The sequence below is a fragment of the Streptomyces nodosus genome, assembly GCF_008704995.1.
GTDB lineage: Bacteria > Actinomycetota > Actinomycetes > Streptomycetales > Streptomycetaceae > Streptomyces > Streptomyces nodosus.
Genome location: NZ_CP023747.1, coordinates 5214956 through 5230857, shown reverse-complemented (window position 1 = coordinate 5230857; position 15902 = coordinate 5214956). Strand labels below are relative to the sequence as shown.

Sequence of the window (15902 nt, the reverse complement as noted above, 5' to 3'; positions counted from 1 at the left end):
CCGCGCGACGGTCCCGGCGCCCGTGCATACGCGCAGGGGCGGCACATCGGATGCGATGTGCCGCCCCTCGTCGGAACCTGGCGTCCTGCGGTGGCTCAGCCCTCCGCGACGCCCAGCTTCTCAAGGATCAGTTCCTTGACGCGGGCCGCGTCGGCCTGGCCGCGGGTGGCCTTCATGACGGCACCAACCAGGGCGCCGGCCGCGGCCACCTTGCCGCCGCGGATCTTGTCCGCGATGGCCGGGTTGCCGGCGATGGCCTCGTCCACGGCGGTGGTCAGGGCGCCCTCGTCGGAGACGACCTTCAGACCGCGCTTGTCGACGACCTCGTCGGGGGTGCCCTCGCCCGCGAGAACGCCCTCGATGACCTGGCGGGCCAGCTTGTCGTTGAGGTCACCGGAGGCGACCAGCTCGGTGACCCGGGCCACCTGCTGTGCGGTGATGGACAGTTCGTCCAGCGCCTTGCCCGACTCGTTGGCGCTGCGGGCCAGTTCGCCCATCCACCACTTACGGGCGGAGGCCGCGTCGGCGCCCGCCTCGATGGTGGCGACGATCAGGTCCAGCGCACCGGCGTTCAGGATCGCCTGCATGTCGGTGGCGGAGATCCCCCACTCCTCCAGCAGCCGGCTGCGGCGCACCAGCGGCAGCTCCGGCAGCCCGGAGCGCAGCTCCTCGACCCACTCGCGCGGGGGCGCGACCGGCACCAGGTCCGGCTCGGGGAAGTACCGGTAGTCCTCGGCCTCCTCCTTGATGCGCCCGGAGGTCGTCGAGCCCGTGTCCTCGTGGAAGTGACGGGTCTCCTGGATCACGGTGCCGCCGCCGTCCAGCACGGCGGCGTGCCGCTGGATCTCGAAGCGGCAGGCCCGCTCGACGGAGCGCAGCGAGTTGACGTTCTTGGTCTCGCTCCGGGTGCCGAACGTGTCGCTGCCCTTGGGCATCAGGGACAGGTTCACGTCACAGCGCATCTGGCCCATCTCCATCCGGGCGTCGGAGACACCGAGGGCCCGGATGAGCTCGCGCAGCTCGCGGACGTACGCCTTGGCCACCTCGGGGGCGCGCTCGCCGGCGCCGACGATCGGCTTGGTGACGATCTCGATCAGCGGGATGCCGGCGCGGTTGTAGTCGAGCAGCGAGTGCGAGGCGCCGTGGATACGGCCGGTGGCGCCGCCGACATGGGTCGACTTGCCGGTGTCCTCCTCCATATGGGCGCGCTCGATGTCCACCCGGAAGGTCTCCCCGTCCTCCAGCTGTACGTCGAGGTAGCCGTTGAAGGCGATCGGCTCGTCGTACTGGGAGGTCTGGAAGTTCTTCGGCATGTCCGGATAGAAGTAGTTCTTCCGGGCGAAGCGGCACCACTCGGCGATCTCGCAGTTGAGCGCGAGACCGATCCTGATCGCGGACTCCACTCCGATCGCGTTGACGACCGGGAGCGCGCCGGGCAGGCCGAGGCAGGTGGGGCAGGTCTGCGAGTTCGGCTCGGCGCCGAGCGCCGTCGAACAGCCGCAGAACATCTTGGTCTTGGTGCCGAGTTCGACATGGACCTCAAGGCCCATGACGGGGTCGTACGTCGCCAGCGCGTCCTCGTACGACACCAGGTCGGTCATGGTGGTCACGGTGAAACTTCCCTCTCAGCCCAGCAGGACGTCGTCGTCGCCCAGCCGCTTCAGCTCGCGGACGAGCAGGGCGAGGCCGGTGACGATGGCGGCGGCGGACAAGGCGGCGTCGATCAGGCGCAGCGTGTCGTGCTCGCGGCGGGCCTTCTTGACCTGCTTCGCGATGCCGACCGCGCCGTACGCGGTGGTGGCCATGGACAGGTACGTACCGGACTTGGACTGCTTGAAGCCCTTGGCCTTGGACAGTGCCTTACTCACAGCGACGGAGCCTCCTCGAGAAGCGGGTGCCCCCACTTTTCCACGAAGGCGGCCTCGACCGCGGCGCCGACCTTGTACAGCCTGTCGTCCTTCATGGCCGGGGCCATGATCTGCAGTCCGACCGGGAGGTTGTCCTCCGGGGCGAGGCCGCAGGGCAGCGACATGGCGGCGTTGCCGGCCAGGTTGACCGGAATGGTGCACAGGTCCGCCAGGTACATCGCCATCGGGTCGTCGGCGCGCTCGCCGATCGGGAAGGCGGTGGTGGGGGTCGTGGGCGACACGATCACATCCACCTGCTCGAACGCCTTCTCGAAGTCGCGGGTGATGAGCGTGCGGACCTTCTGCGCGGAGCCGTAGTACGCGTCGTAGTAGCCGGAGCTGAGGGCGTAGGTGCCGAGCATGATGCGGCGCTTGACCTCGGGCCCGAAGCCGGACTCCCGGGTGAGGGAGGTGACCTCCTCGGCGGAGTGCGTACCGTCGTCGCCGGCGCGCAGGCCGTAGCGCAGACCGTCGAAGCGCGCCAGGTTGCTGGAGCACTCGCTCGGGGCGATCAGGTAGTACGCGGCCAGGGCCAGGTCGAAGGACGGGCAGTCCAGCTCGACGATCTCGGCGCCCAGCTCCTCGAGCAGGGTGACGGACTCGTCGAAGCGCTGTACCACTCCGGCCTGGTAGCCCTCGCCGCGGAACTGCTTGACCACGCCGATGCGCATCCCCGCCACGCTGCCGTTGCGCGCGGCCTCCACGACCGGCGGGACCGGGGCGTCGATGGAGGTGGAGTCGAGCGGGTCGTGGCCGGCGATGACCTCGTGCAGCAGCGCGGCGTCCAGGACCGTACGGGCGCAGGGCCCGCCCTGGTCGAGGCTGCTGCTGAACGCGACCATGCCGTGGCGGGAGACCCCGCCGTAGGTGGGCTTGACGCCGACGGTGCCGGTGACCGAGGCGGGCTGGCGGATGGAGCCGCCGGTGTCCGTGCCGATCGCGAGCGGGGCCTGGAAGGAGGCGAGCGCGGCGCTCGACCCGCCGCCGGAGCCGCCCGGGATGCGGGTGAGGTCCCAGGGGTTGCCGGTCGGGCCGTAGGCACTGTTCTCGGTGGAGGACCCCATGGCGAACTCGTCCATGTTGGTCTTGCCGAGGATGACGACGTCGGCTTCCTTGAGCTTCCTGGTGAGGGTCGCGTCGTACGGCGGGATCCAGCCCTCGAGGATCTTGGACCCGACGGTGGTGGGCACGCCCTCGGTGGTGAAGATGTCCTTCAGCGCGAGCGGCACACCGGCGAGCGGGCCGAGCTTCTCGCCCCGGGCCCGCTTCTCGTCGACGGCGCGGGCCTGCGCCAGCGCTCCCTCACGGTCGACGTGCAGAAAGGCGTGCACCTTCTCGTCGACGGCCTCGATACGGGCCAGATGGGCCTCGGTGACCTCCACCGCGGTGAGCTCGCCGGAAGCGATCTTCTCGGCGGTCTGCGCGGCGGTGAGCCGGATGATGTTGGTCTTGTCCGTCATGACGGGCTACTCCTCCCCCAGGATCTGCGGCACCTTGAAACGCTGCTGCTCCTGGGCAGGGGCGCCGGAGAGCGCCTGCTCGGGGGTGAGCGAGGGACGGACCTCGTCCGCGCGCATGACATTGGTCAGCGGCAGCGGGTGGGAGGTCGGCGGTACGTCTTGGTCGGCGACCTCGCTGACGCGGGCGACCGCGCCGATGATGTCGTCGAGCTGGCCTGCGAAGTGGTCGAGCTCTTCGGGCTTCAGCTCCAGACGCGCCAGCCGGGCGAGGTGGGCGACCTCCTCGCGCGTGATGCCAGGCATGCAGCGATCCTCTGGGGTGAGTGTGTGTGGTTTGGCTCAATCCTATGGCGCGGGGCCGGGTGCCCGTGCCAGGGATGGTCCGCGACGGCTGCACCGGGTGACGGCCGCCCGCGGACGGCGCTCCGCGATCGTCCGGATCTCCGCGCCCACGGGCCGGGCCGAGGCGGGGCGGGGCAAGGCGGAACGGGGCGGGCTGAGGCGAGGCGGGGCCTAGCCGACCCGGCCCGGGTCGTCCGCGGCTGCCGCCGGCAGTGCGGCCCTCGGGCGCTGCCAGCCCCTCGACCCCCGCGCCAGCAGCCAGGCCGTGGTCTCCTCCGGCGGCATCGCGGCGGCGACCAGCCAGCCCTGGACCGCGTCACAGCGCAGGTCCCGCAGCCGCTCCCAGGTCTCGTCGTCCTCGACGCCCTCCGCGACCACCAGCAGTCCGAGCGAATGCGCGAGGTCCACGGTGCAGCGCACGATCTCCGCGTCCTCCGCGTCCACCGCCAGCCGAGCCACGAAGGAACGGTCGATCTTCAGTTCGCTCACCGGCAGCCGCCGCAGATGCACCAGCGACGAGTACCCGGTGCCGAAGTCGTCCAGCGACATCTTCACGCCGTGGCCGGTCAGCGCGGCCAGGGTGTCCGCGGCCCGCTGGGGATCCTCCAGCAGCACATGCTCGGTGATCTCCAGCTGGAGCGCCCCCGCGGGGACGCCGTGCCGTGCCAGCCGTGCCGCCACCGCGCCCGCGAAGCCCGGGGTGTGGACGTCCCTCGGGGAGACGTTCACGGCCACCGGGACGCGCAGCCCCTGGGCGCGCCACCGCGCCACCTGGCCGAGCGCCGTCTCCAGCACGTACTCCGTCAGATGGGGCATCAGCCCGGAGGACTCCGCGATGGCGATGAACTCGTCCGGCGGCACCTTGCCGCGCTCGGGATGCACCCACCGTACGAGTGCCTCGAGGCCGGCGACCTGCCCGTCGAAGCGCACCTTGGGCTGGTAGTGCAGCTGTACCTCGTGCGCGTCCAGGGCGCGCCGCAGATCCCCCAGCAGTCCGAGCCGGTCCGGGGTGTTCGAGTCGCGCTTCGACTCGTAGACCTCCACGCCCGTACGGTCCCGCTTGGCCTGGTACATGGCGACGTCGGCGCGTCTGAGCAGCCCCTCCGCGTCGGGCGCGTGGTCGGGGAAGACCGCGACCCCGGCGCTGGCCTCCAGGACGAGCGTCAGTCCGTCGAGGTCAAGGGGTGAACTGAGCGCCGCGACCAGGTTGCGGGCCGCCCGGGACGCGGAGGTCGTGGAGTCCGCGACTGGCAGTAACACGGCGAACTCGTCGCCGCCCAGCCGGGCCGCCTCCGCGCCGCGCGGCAGTGCCAGCCGCAGCCGCTCCGCTATCTGCAGCAACAGCCGGTCGCCGGCGAGATGACCCAGTGTGTCGTTCACCGAACGGAAGCGGTCGAGGTCGATCAGCATCAGAGCGGACCGTGCCCCGATCCGCTCGGCGTCGTCGAGCGCCGTCCAGGTGCGCTCCAGCAGCCACTGCCGGTTGGGCAGTCCGGTCAGCGGGTCGCGCAGCTGCTCCTCGGCCCGGGCACGGGCGATCCACAGGGTGGAGTCCAGGGCGATCAGCGGGATGGAGAACAGCGGCAGCAGGACCGGCAGCGCGACGGCCACCACGCAGATCAGCGGGGCGATGCCGAGCAGCGCCGCCGCGAGGAGTCCCTGCCGGACCAGCGCGGTGCGGGCCACGGTGGGCAGCCCCTCGGAGCGCGGCCCCTGGAGGAACCACAACAGCAGCCGGGTCACCAGGAGATAGGCGGCGGCGACCAGGACGACCTGGGGTGCCGTGTAGGCGGTCCAGCTCTCCGGCGTCCAGGGCGTCTCGACGGTCGGGACCCGCCCGAAGGCGGCCAGCACGAGTGCTCCGGCGCCGATGCCGAGCATGTCGACCGCGCCGTGCAGAATGCCCTGCCGCCAGCGGCCCAGCCGGGCGATGCCGACCAGCACGACCACGGTGAGGCTGACCATCCCGGCGGGCACCCAGCCGTACAGCAGCAGGGCCGCCAGGGTCAGGGCGGCGCCCGAGCCGGTGCCGCCCCACCAGCGTCCGCGGCCGAGCGCGACCAGATGGCCGACGATGATGCCGGTGAGCAGGGCCAGCGACCAGCCGGTCGTGCCGGACGGGAAGAGCGCCTGGCGTCCCCCGAACGCGCGAGTGAGACCGGCGCCGAGGACGAGCGCGCCCGCCGTGACGACCACCGCGGGCAGCGAGAGCCAGGGCGGACGCCGTCGGTCATGAGGGCCGGGCAGCGCGGACCCGAGCCCGGCGACGCCCGCGCCCAGGGTCCCCGGGCCCGGTACGCCCCTCGGGGGAAGCCCGGCGCCGAAGACGGATCTCGGTGCGGGAGTCGCTCCCGGGGCGGTCCCCGGTATCACGACCGGTCCCACCGCCCCCGAGCGCTCCGACAGACGGGCTGCCCGACGGCTCGCCCACCACGCGCCGGACAACCGGCGCAAGGGCAGCCGGGCGTCCGGGGCGGCGCTTTCTGTCGGTTCCATTCCCGTCCCTCTCACAGCCGGCGGTGCCCACGCCACGCGGCCCGATGCCCGACGAACCGTCAACGGCACAACGTCTGAAGACCCACCACGCGTCCGGGCGCGGCAGGCGCACATCTCAACAGTAGGCCGCAGAAGGCTTTCACGGGCAGCGGTCGCCCACGGTTGCCCGAATGCGCCCCGGCCACCCGTATCCATCTGGTATGCGCCGAACGGGTGGTGTTCGGCCGCTACTCCTCGGCCGGGACGGCGACTTCGGAAGCCGCGTCGGGGCCTTGCTCCAACAGGACGGCGAAACCGTCCTCGTTCAGCACCGGAACCTTCAGCTGCATCGCCTTGTCGTACTTCGATCCGGGGTTGTCGCCCACCACCACGAAGGAGGTCTTCTTGGAGACGGAACCGGTCACTTTCGCGCCCCGGCTCTGCAGGGCCTCCTTGGCGCCGTCGCGGGTGAAGCGCTCGAGGGTGCCGGTGACGACGACCGTGAGGCCTTCCAGCGGCCGGGGTCCCTCGTCCTCCGCGGAGCCCTCCTCCTCCATGCGGACGCCCGCGGCCTTCCACTTGCGGAGGATGTCGCGGTGCCAGTCCTCGGCGAACCACTCCTTGACGGACTGCGCGACGATCTCCCCCACACCGTCCGTGTTCCGCAGCTCCTCCTCGGTGGCCTGGTCGATACGGTCGATCGAGCGGAAGGCACGGGCCAGCGCCTCGGCGGCGACCGGACCCACATGACGGATCGACAGCCCGGTGAGGACACGGGCCAGCGGGCGCTCCTTGGCGGCCGCGATGTTCTCCAGCATCGCGAGCGCGTTCTTCTTGGGTTCGCCCTGCTGGTTGGCGAAGACCGTGGCGATCTTCTCCTCGCCCGTCTTCGGGTCGCGCTTGGGAAGACCGCTGTCCTGGTCGAGGACATACGCCCTGATGGGCAGCAGCTGTTCGACGGTGAGGTCGAACAGGTCGCCCTCGTCCTTCAGCGGGGGCTCGGCCGGCTCCAGGGGCCGGGTGAGGGCGGTGGCGGCCACATATCCGAAGTGCTCGATGTCCAGCGCCTTGCGGCCCGCGAGATAGAACAGGCGCTCGCGCAGCTGCGCCGGGCAGCCCCGCGCGTTCGGGCAGCGGAGGTCGACGTCGCCCTCCTTCATGGGCCTGAGCGGTGTGCCGCACTCGGGGCACTCGGAGGGCATCACGAACTCGCGCTCCGTGCCGTCGCGCAGATCGACCACCGGGCCGAGGATCTCCGGGATCACGTCCCCGGCCTTGCGCAGCACCACCGTGTCGCCGATGAGCACGCCCTTGGCCTTGACGACGTCCTGGTTGTGCAGGGTGGCGAACTCGACCTCGGATCCGGCCACCGTCACCGGCTCGACCTGTGCGTACGGGGTGACACGGCCGGTACGGCCCACGCCCACCCGGATGTTGACGAGCTTGGTGTTGACCTCTTCGGGGGCGTACTTGTAGGCGATGGCCCAGCGCGGGGCGCGCGAGGTGGATCCCAGACGGCCCTGGAGCGGGATCTCGTCGAGCTTGACCACGACCCCGTCGATCTCGTGCTCCACGGAGTGGCGGTTCTCGCCGTAGTACGCGATGAACGCCCGGACGCCGTCGAGGTCGTCGACCACCCGGTTGTACTTGGCGGTGGGCAGGCCCCAGGAGTGCAGCAGATCGTAGGTCTCGGAGAGCCGGGTGAGGCTCTCGTAGCCCTCCAGGGCGCCGATCCCGTGCACCACCATGTGCAGCGGGCGGGTGGCGGTGACGCGCGGGTCCTTCTGACGCAGCGAACCCGCGGCCGCGTTGCGCGGGTTGGCGAACGGCTTGTCCCCGCCCTCCACCAGACGGGCGTTCAGCTCCTGGAACAGCTCCATCGGGAAGAAGACCTCGCCCCGGATCTCCACCAGATCGGGGACCCGGTCGCCCTTGAGGCGGTCGGGGATCTCCGCGATGGTCCGCACATTGGGGGTGATGTCCTCACCGGTGCGGCCGTCGCCCCGGGTCGCGGCGCGGGTGAGACGGCCGTGCTCATAGGTGAGGTTGACCGCGAGGCCGTCGACCTTCAGCTCGCACAGGAAGTGGTGGGCGGAGGTGCCGACCTCCTTGGCGACGCGGTCGGCCCAGGCGGCGAGCTCCTCGTCGTCGAACGCGTTGTCGAGCGAGAGCATGCGCCGGCGGTGCTCGACGGCGGTGAACTCCGTCTCGTACGCCCCCGCGACCTTCTGGGTCGGCGAGTCGGGCGTGCGCAGCTCCGGATACTCGTCCTCCAGCGCCTCCAGAGTGCGCAGCAGCCGGTCGAACTCGGCGTCGCTGACCACGGGTGCGTTCTTCACGTAGTACCGGAAGCGGTGCTCCTCGATCTGCTCGGCGAGCTGCTTGTGCTGCTCCCGCGCCTCGGCGGGCACCGTCGTCTCCGCTTGCTTGTCGCCGGCCACCGTGTCGTCCTCCCGTTACTCTGGGTTGTCCGCGAGTGATCTCGCCGCCCGGGCGCAGTGGGCGAGCGCCCTGCGGGCGTAGTCGGGGGAAGCGCCCGCGAGCCCACAGGCCGGTGTGACCGTGACCGCGTCCGCGAGAAGTCCCGGATGCAGCCCCAGCCTGCGCCACAGCGTCCTGACACCCATGACGCTACCGGCAGGGTCCGACAATGGGCCGTCCGTGCCCGGGACGACCCCGGTGAAGAGCCGGGTACCGCCCTCCACGGCCTCTCCTATCGCGTCGTCGTCACGCTCGGTGAGAAGGGAGAAGTCGAAGGAGATCCCGGCCGCGCCCGCCCCGCGCAGCAGCGCGAAGGGAACCTCGGGGGCGCACGAGTGGACCACGACCGGCCCGTCCGGGTGGGCGCCGATGACGTCCCGCAGCACGGCCTCGACGGTCCCCCGGTCGGCGGCCCGGTGGGTGCGGTAGCCGCTGGCGCTCTTGATCCGGCCGCGCAGGACTGCGGTGAGGGACGGTTCGTCGAGCTGGAGCACGGGCCGGGCGCCGGGCACCCTCCGGCGGAGCTCGTCGAGGTGGAGCCGCAGCCCCTCGGCGAGCGAGCCGGCCAGGTCGCGGCAGGCGCCGGGGTCGGAGAGCGCGGCCTCGCCGTTCTTCAGCTCCAGGGCGGCGGCCAGGGTCCAGGGGCCGACCGCCTGGACCTTCAGCGGTCCCTGGTACCCCTGGGTGAACTCCTCGAGCGCGTCGAGGTCCTGCCCGAGCCAGGAGCGCGCCCGGCGGGTGTCGCGGCCCGGCCGGTCCCCGAACCGCCAGCCGCTGGGCTCCAGGCGCGCGTACAGGTCGACGAGCATGCCCGCGGTCCGCCCGATCATGTCGGCCCCGGGGCCGCGGGCCGGCAGTTCGGCGAGGAACGGGAAGTCCTCGAAGCTTCCGGTGGCGGTCTTGGCCGCCTCCCGTGCGTCCTCGCCGGGCAACGAGCCGATGCCGGTGGCTCCACCGAAGCTGAACAGGGTGTTTTCACTCACCCCGGCAGCGTAGGCCCTCCGGGGGTGGGGGTGGTTTCCGGTGCCGTCCGCCGCCAAGGGGCCCGGGGTGGGGCCGCTGCCCGGGGGCTACGCCCCCGGACCCCCGATCGGCCTGAACGGCCTCGTCCTCAAACGCCGGACGGGCTGATCATGCCCAGCCACACCCGCACGAGAGCACCCCATCGCGAAGCCCACCGCCCAGGGGCTACGCCCCCGGACCCCCCATCAGCCTGAACGGCCTCGTCCTCAAACGCCGGACGGGCTGAATACAGCCGCACGGCCTCGGAACGCACCCCCGCCTCGGAACGCAACCCGCCGCGGACCGGAACCGGCCGGTTACCGGCCCGGGCGTACCGTCAGGTCGTTGATCTCGGCGTCTCTCGGGAGGTCCAGGGACGTCAGGATCGCCGTGGCGACCGACTCGGGGTCGATCCACCGGGAGGGGTCGTAGGGCTTGCCCTCCTGGTGGTGGATCTTGGCCTGCATCGGGCTGGCCGTGCGGCCGGGGTAGACCGAGGTGACCCGGACGCCGTTGCCGTGCTCCTCTTCGCGCAGGGCGTCCGCGAGGGCCTTCAGACCGTGCTTGGACGCCGCGTAGGCCGACCATTCCGCATGGGCGTTCAGGCCCGCGCCCGAGTTCACGAACACGACATGGCCGTGGGCGGCGCGCAGTTGGGGCAGGAGGTGACGGGTCAGCTCGGCAGGGGCGATCAGGTTGACATTGAGCTGGTGGTGCCAGGTCTTCGGGGTCAGTTCGCCCACCGGGCCCAGATCGACCACGCCCGCGATGTGCAGCAGGGAGTCCACCCGGTCCGGCAGGGTCTGGTGGGAGAACGCCCAGGACAGCCGGTCCGGCTCCGAGAGGTCGCCCACCAGGGTCCTGGCGCCCGGGAACGCCGCCGCCAGTTCCTTCGCCCGTCCCGCGTCCCGCGCGTGCAGCACAAGGTCGTCCCCGCGCTCGTGCAGACGGCGGGCCACGGCCGCGCCGATGCCGGAGCCGGCTCCGGTGATCACATGTGTAGCCATGCCCGCCATGCTCGCATCACGGCGCTAGCGGTTTCCGAGCGCCTCCTCCAGATACGCCAGCGCCACCGCCGGCTCCTCGGCGAAGAACACCAGCTCGGCGAGCGGCCGGGTCAGGAAACCCTCGTCCTCCATACGGTGGAACTGTTCCTTGAGGCCGTCGTAGAAGCCCGCCGTGTTCAGCAGCACCACCGGCTTGTCGGTGTGCCCGTGCTTCTTGAGCTCCAGGATCTCGGTCGCCTCGTCGAGCGTGCCCGTACCGCCCACCATGATCACGATCGCGTCGGCCTTCCGCATCAGCAGGCCCTTGCGCTCGGGAAGGTCCTTGGCGATCACCATCTCGTCGGCGCCCTTGCGGGCCTTGGCCGCCAGGAACTCGACGGAGACCCCCACCAGCCTGCCGCCCGCCTCCTGCACCCCGTCGGCGACCACCTTCATCAGACCGGTGTCGGAGCCGCCCCACACCAGGGCGTGCCCGCCCTTGCCCAGCAGTTCCGCGAACTCCCTCGCGGGACGGGTGTAGCGGTCGGGGAGGTCGGAGGCGGAGAGGAAGACGCAGATATTCATGCCGTCACCGTACGCGGGAAGAACCGGGGCCTCGTAGGCGCTGTTCGGACATGACCGAAGGACACACGATCACCATCGAGCCGGGCGACCGGCACATCCGCGTGATGCACGGCGGACAGGTGCTGGCGCAGAGCGACCGGGCGCTGGTGCTGCGCGAGACGGGCTGTCCCCCGCGGTACTACATCCCGGCCGAGGACGTGCGCCTCGACCTGCTGACGCCGTCCGGCACCCACACCCACTGCCCCTTCAAGGGCACGGCGTCCTACTGGTCCCTGCCGGACGCGGCGGACCTGGTGTGGGCGTACCCCGACCCCAAGCCGGAGGTCGCCGCGATCAAGGACCATCTCTGCTTCTACGACGTCGACGTCTCCTGACCCGAGGGGAGACGCGCCGTCACCGACCGGCGGTGTCGTGACCGTCGAACGCCGCCGTCTGCGGCAGTCTTCACAGACATGGACAAGCAGACCCTCTCGAAGGATGGCACTCCCCTCGCGTACCGGCGCACAGGACAGGGCCCGGCGGTCGTCCTGGTGAGCGGCGCCATGTCCACGGGTGCCACGCTGGCGCCCCTGGCCGCGCGCCTCTCGGAGCGTTTCAGCGTCATCGTCCACGACCGCCGGGGCCGCGGCGGGAGCGGCGACACTCCGCCCGGTGCGGTGGCCCGTGAGGTGGAGGACCTCGCGGCACTCATCGACGCGGCCGGCGGCGAGGCCTCGTTGTACGGCATCTCGTCGGGCGGCGCGCTGGTGCTCGAGGCGGCGGCGAGCGGGCTGCCGGTCCGCCGGGTCGCCGTCTACGAGCCGCCGTTCGCCGACTACGGGGGCGGCGCCGGGGAGCGCGCGGAGTACCGCCGGAACCTCACCGAGGCACTCGGACAGGGCCGCCGCGGGGACGCGGTGGAACTCTTCCTGCGGCTCACCGGGCTGGCCCCCGAGATGATCGCCAACGCCCGCCGGTCCCCCATGTGGGCCGCCATGGAGGCGATCGCGCCGACCCTGGCCTACGACGACGCGGTGATGGGGGACGGACTGGTGCCCCGGGACCGGCTGGCGTCCGTCACCGTCCCCGTGCTGGCCCTGGCGGGCGGGGCGAGCCCCGAATGGCTGCGCAGGGCGGCCGAAGCGGTCGCCGGGGCGGCGTCCCGGGGCACCTACCGGGTCCTGGAGGGCCAGAACCACATGGTGGAACCGGGGGCGCTGGCGCCGGTGCTGGCGGAGTTCTTCGCGGGCTGAGAAACGGCCCCGGACCGACCGCACAGCGCCCGCGGTCAGAGGGCGGCCCGAAGACGGTGGACGGTCGGTTCGGTCACGGGAGGACCGTGCGGAAGTGGGTGGTCAGCCGGTGGTGCTCGTCGAGCACATGGAAGGCGATCCCCGGCGGCTGCCGGCGGTCGGCCGGATCGTCGCCCTCCCAGGGCAGGCGCAGTGTCCAGGTGACGGCGGGGCCGACCAGCAGCGGCCGCCCGGCGAAGCTGGAGACCGCGGCGGTGTGGGCGTGCCCGGTGATGACGGCGACCACCTCGGGGTGGCCGGTCAGCAGGGTGGCGAAGTCCTGGCCGTTCTGCAGCGTGTAGCGGTCGGGGAGCGGGTGGTGCAGTGTCACCGGCGGGTGGTGAAAGGCGATCAGGGCGGGGGTGCCGGCGGGCAGTCCGTCCAGCGAATCGGCCAGCCAGCTCAGGGTGTCCCGGTCCAGCAGCCCCTCATCCTTGCCCGGGACGCTGGAGTCGCACATCAGGATCGCGGTGCCGCCGATCCGGTGCAGCCGGTTCACCGGGCCGTCCGCCGCCACCTCGCCGAGCAGCCCGGCGCGCATCGGACCGCGGGCGTCGTGGTTGCCCGGACAGGTCAACACCGGGAAGGGCGCGGCCAGGAGCCGCACCGCCTCCGCGTACTCGGCCGACGCCCCGTGATCGGCGATGTCGCCGGTGACCAGCAGTGCGTCGACCGGTGTCGGCAGTGCCCGCAGGTGGTCCATGACGCGGGCGGCGCGCTCACGCGCCCGCTCGGTGCCGTCCAGGTGAAGATCGCTGATCTGTGCGAGCAGGACCATGGCGTGACGCACCCCTTCGAGTCACTAACGGTAAATGAGCCTCAATCCGTTAGGGACGGTAGGCTATCGCCGACGCGGTGATCAAGAGCGCAGGACAGGAAGGGCAGAAGGACCGTGACGACGAGTCGGTACCTCGCCCTGGAACTGGCGAACACCGTCCGCCACGACGGCAACGGCGGGGTGGCGGACGAACTCTCCTCGGTCGACGGACTGACCTCCTGGGTCGCGGCCCAGGAGGAGCTGAAGGCAGCGGAGGAGTTCACGGCGACCGGAACGGGCGCTGCGCTGACGGCTGCTGGAGCCGTGGCCAGCGGGTCCCACGCCGCCGGATCCGCCACCGGTCCCGTTGCCGACGAGAGGGTCCGGACCCAGGTGCTCGCTGTGCGAGCCGCGCTACGTGCCCTGCTGGCCCGGGCAGTCGCTCCGGCGCCGCCGAGCCGTGCCGACGCGGACCAGCTGCCTCCGGCCGACCAGGCGCTGTCCCGGCTGAACGCGGCCGCCGCCCGCTGTCCGGTGGTCCCGCTGCTCGACTGGCCCACGGACGCCGCCCCGGTCGCCCGTCTCCTCCCCGCCGCCTCCGCCTCGCCGGTCGACCTGCCCGCCGTGCTCGCCCGCGCCGCGATCGCCTTTCTCGGCGGGCCCGACCTGCCCCGGCTGCGCGCATGCACCGCACCCCGCTGCGTCCGCTACTTCCTCAAGGAGCACGGTCGCCAGGAGTTCTGCAAGGCATCCTGCGGCAATCGCGCCCGCGCCGCTCGCCACTACCGGCGCCACCATGCGCCGCCCACCGCGAACTGACGCCGTCCGAGCGCGGCCGCCGGTGGCCGGTGGCCTGCCCCGGAGGCCGTCGTCGCCTCGCGGGACGGCGAACGGTGGGTGGCTGCGGCCGGTCGGCCCGGGGCGGCTCCGGGCGGTCACACCGGGGCGCCCTCGGCCGGATGCAGTCCCGCGGCCGGGCCGTTCGGATGCGACCGGGGGGTGTGGGAGGGCAGGGGGACCGTGCCGGCGACCGGGTCGTGGCGGATGCGGTCGGCCGGGAGTCCCAGGCCGGAAAGGCGCCATGCGGCCGCGGTGACCATGGCTGCCGGTCCGCTGACATAGGCGATGTGCTGGGTCCAGTCCCCGTGCCGGGCCACCGCGTCGGCGAGCGACGCGTCCGGGGCGGCGCCCGGTCCCTCGGCGATCACCGGGACCACCCGCAGCCAGGGGCAACGGCTCTCCAGGCGGGCCAGGGCGGGCGCGTCGTAGAGGTCGTCGGCGGTGCGGACGCCGAGGAGGAGATGGGCGCTGCGGCCCGGTGCGCGCCGCAGGGCCAGCTCCTCCAGCAGCGCACGGGCGGTGGCCCAGCCGGTGCCCCCGGCCACCACAAGCACATCCCGCGCCGGGTCGTCGTCCAGAGTGGTCGTTCCCTGGGCGGGGCCGAGGCGCAAGGTGTCGCCGACCCGGGTCCGCAGGGTGAGGGCGTCACTCACCCCACCCGGGCCGGTGCGGCGCACATGGAACTCCAGTTCGCCGTCCGGTGCGGGGACACAGGCGAAGGAGTAGGGCCGCCAGGTGCGCGGCAGCAGCGGGGACTCGACGGCCGCGTACTGGCCGGGCCGGTAGGGGTACGGCTCGGAGGTCCGTACCCGGAGCACCGCGAGATCCGGGCGCCGCAGCTGATGGGCCGTCACCGTGGCCTGCCAGGCGACCGGTTCGGCCAGCGCATGCTCCGAGCCCGCCACCATGCCCGAGGCGGCGAACCGCACCATGCGCAGCCAGGCGTGCTCCGCCTCCGGGTCGAGCCGGCCGCCGGAGCAGGTGCGCAGCGCGTCGCTGAGAGCGGACTCGAACACCTGGTAGTGCACGGGCCGTACGCCGAGCTTGCGGTGGTCCCGGCCCAGCCGGGCGCAGAACGCGGTGATCTCCTCCGGCTCGTGCAGGTGCTCGATCAGAAACCAGAAGGCCCGCTCCAGATGGGTCTTCTGGAACTCCATCGAGTCGGGGAACAGTCGCCGCAGATACGGGTGCTGCTCGAACATGGCCTCGTAGAGGTGATCGATGAGGTCCCCGAACGGGGTGACCGCCGCCAGGTTCCGGACGATCGTCTCCTGGTCGGCGGCTCCGTCGTAGGCGTACTCGGAGGATCGTTTCGTCCCGGCGCCGCGGGACGGGGCGAGCATGCGGTCACGCAGGCGCATCGCGTCTCGTCGCGCCAGCAGTGCGTGGTACTCGTCGCTGTTTCCGCCGTCCCTCGTCGCGGGGGTGCCGTTGTCTCTGATCGTGCTCTCCTCACAGCCGCGCCGCCCAGGGGTCTGGTCCGTGGCGGTCGTCGGCGGGTCTTTCTGCTCGCTTGCGCCGCAGGAGCCGCCGCCCGGGAAGCCCTGGCCGGGGCGCGGCCGAGGAGAGTGGGGACGGCGGGGCATGGCGCGGCTCTCTGTCAGCGGGCAGGGGCGCCACCGTGGCCACGTCGGACCGCCGCTTGTGACGGCGGTCCGATGACGCATCGTGGTCATGACGGCGACGCCCTCCGGCAGCAGGCCGGAAGGCGTGTCGGTAGGACGTCTCCGCTATTGGATCGCGCGCGTACGGCCGCGAGGAATCGGCCGAAGGGCCCTCCCGGTCGGGCGGAAGCC

The 15902-nt window shown here is 72.1% G+C and carries 14 protein-coding genes; 3 read left to right on the top strand and 11 right to left on the bottom strand.

What is annotated here, in order from left to right; translation table 11 throughout:
* Nucleotides 1–95: 95 nt before the first annotated feature.
* The 9 genes from gatB to CP978_RS23615 all read right to left on the bottom strand — a co-directional run bounded on the left by gatB (nt 96) and on the right by CP978_RS23615 (nt 11238).
* The gene (gatB, locus tag CP978_RS23655; RefSeq protein ID WP_043444053.1) at nt 96–1610 is read right to left on the bottom strand and encodes an Asp-tRNA(Asn)/Glu-tRNA(Gln) amidotransferase subunit GatB; all 1515 of its coding nucleotides are present in this window, start codon (nt 1608–1610) and stop codon (nt 96–98) included.
* Between the two features lie 15 nt (nt 1611–1625).
* Nucleotides 1626–1868: a hypothetical protein gene (locus CP978_RS23650; protein ID WP_043444051.1), complete on the bottom strand. Its 243-nt coding sequence runs from the start codon at nt 1866–1868 to the stop codon at nt 1626–1628.
* Complete coding sequence (gene gatA / locus CP978_RS23645; protein WP_043444049.1) at nt 1865–3367, bottom strand: Asp-tRNA(Asn)/Glu-tRNA(Gln) amidotransferase subunit GatA; 1503 nt, start codon at nt 3365–3367, stop codon at nt 1865–1867. Before gatA ends, CP978_RS23650 begins: the two co-directional genes overlap by 4 nt.
* Before the next feature lie 6 nt (nt 3368–3373).
* Entirely contained in the window at nt 3374–3670 is a 297-nt protein-coding gene (gatC, locus tag CP978_RS23640; protein WP_006130840.1) for an Asp-tRNA(Asn)/Glu-tRNA(Gln) amidotransferase subunit GatC, read from the bottom strand.
* Nucleotides 3671–3880: 210 nt separating this feature from the next.
* The gene (locus CP978_RS23635) at nt 3881–6205 is read right to left on the bottom strand and encodes a putative bifunctional diguanylate cyclase/phosphodiesterase (protein WP_043444047.1); all 2325 of its coding nucleotides are present in this window, start codon (nt 6203–6205) and stop codon (nt 3881–3883) included.
* A gap of 227 nt (nt 6206–6432) precedes the next feature.
* Nucleotides 6433–8625, bottom strand: a complete 2193-nt coding sequence (ligA, locus tag CP978_RS23630; protein ID WP_043444045.1) for an NAD-dependent DNA ligase LigA — start codon at nt 8623–8625, stop codon at nt 6433–6435.
* A 15-nt stretch (nt 8626–8640) separates the two neighbouring features.
* Nucleotides 8641–9648, bottom strand: a complete 1008-nt coding sequence (locus tag CP978_RS23625; RefSeq protein WP_043444043.1) for a methionine synthase — start codon at nt 9646–9648, stop codon at nt 8641–8643.
* Between the two features lie 336 nt (nt 9649–9984).
* Entirely contained in the window at nt 9985–10683 is a 699-nt protein-coding gene (locus CP978_RS23620) for an SDR family oxidoreductase (RefSeq protein ID WP_043444041.1), read from the bottom strand.
* A gap of 15 nt (nt 10684–10698) precedes the next feature.
* Nucleotides 10699–11238 (bottom strand): LOG family protein, encoded by a 540-nt coding sequence (locus tag CP978_RS23615; RefSeq protein WP_043444040.1) that lies wholly within the window; start codon nt 11236–11238, stop codon nt 10699–10701.
* 50 nt (nt 11239–11288) lie between these two features.
* Here CP978_RS23615 and CP978_RS23610 point away from each other — a divergent pair, with 50 nt between their 5' ends.
* Complete coding sequence (locus CP978_RS23610) at nt 11289–11612, top strand: DUF427 domain-containing protein (protein WP_043444039.1); 324 nt, start codon at nt 11289–11291, stop codon at nt 11610–11612.
* 78 nt (nt 11613–11690) lie between these two features.
* Entirely contained in the window at nt 11691–12470 is a 780-nt protein-coding gene (locus CP978_RS23605; protein WP_043444038.1) for an alpha/beta fold hydrolase, read from the top strand.
* 73 nt (nt 12471–12543) lie between these two features.
* On the opposite strand, the gene CP978_RS23600 is transcribed toward CP978_RS23605, so the two are convergent.
* Nucleotides 12544–13287, bottom strand: a complete 744-nt coding sequence (locus CP978_RS23600) for a metallophosphoesterase (protein WP_043444037.1) — start codon at nt 13285–13287, stop codon at nt 12544–12546.
* 114 nt (nt 13288–13401) lie between these two features.
* Here CP978_RS23600 and CP978_RS23595 point away from each other — a divergent pair, with 114 nt between their 5' ends.
* A complete protein-coding gene (locus tag CP978_RS23595; protein WP_043444036.1) occupies nt 13402–14085 on the top strand; it encodes an ABATE domain-containing protein in 684 nt (227 codons plus the stop codon).
* A 116-nt stretch (nt 14086–14201) separates the two neighbouring features.
* On the opposite strand, the gene CP978_RS23590 is transcribed toward CP978_RS23595, so the two are convergent.
* Nucleotides 14202–15692, bottom strand: a complete 1491-nt coding sequence (locus CP978_RS23590; protein WP_079162277.1) for a globin domain-containing protein — start codon at nt 15690–15692, stop codon at nt 14202–14204.
* Nucleotides 15693–15902 lie beyond the last annotated feature (210 nt).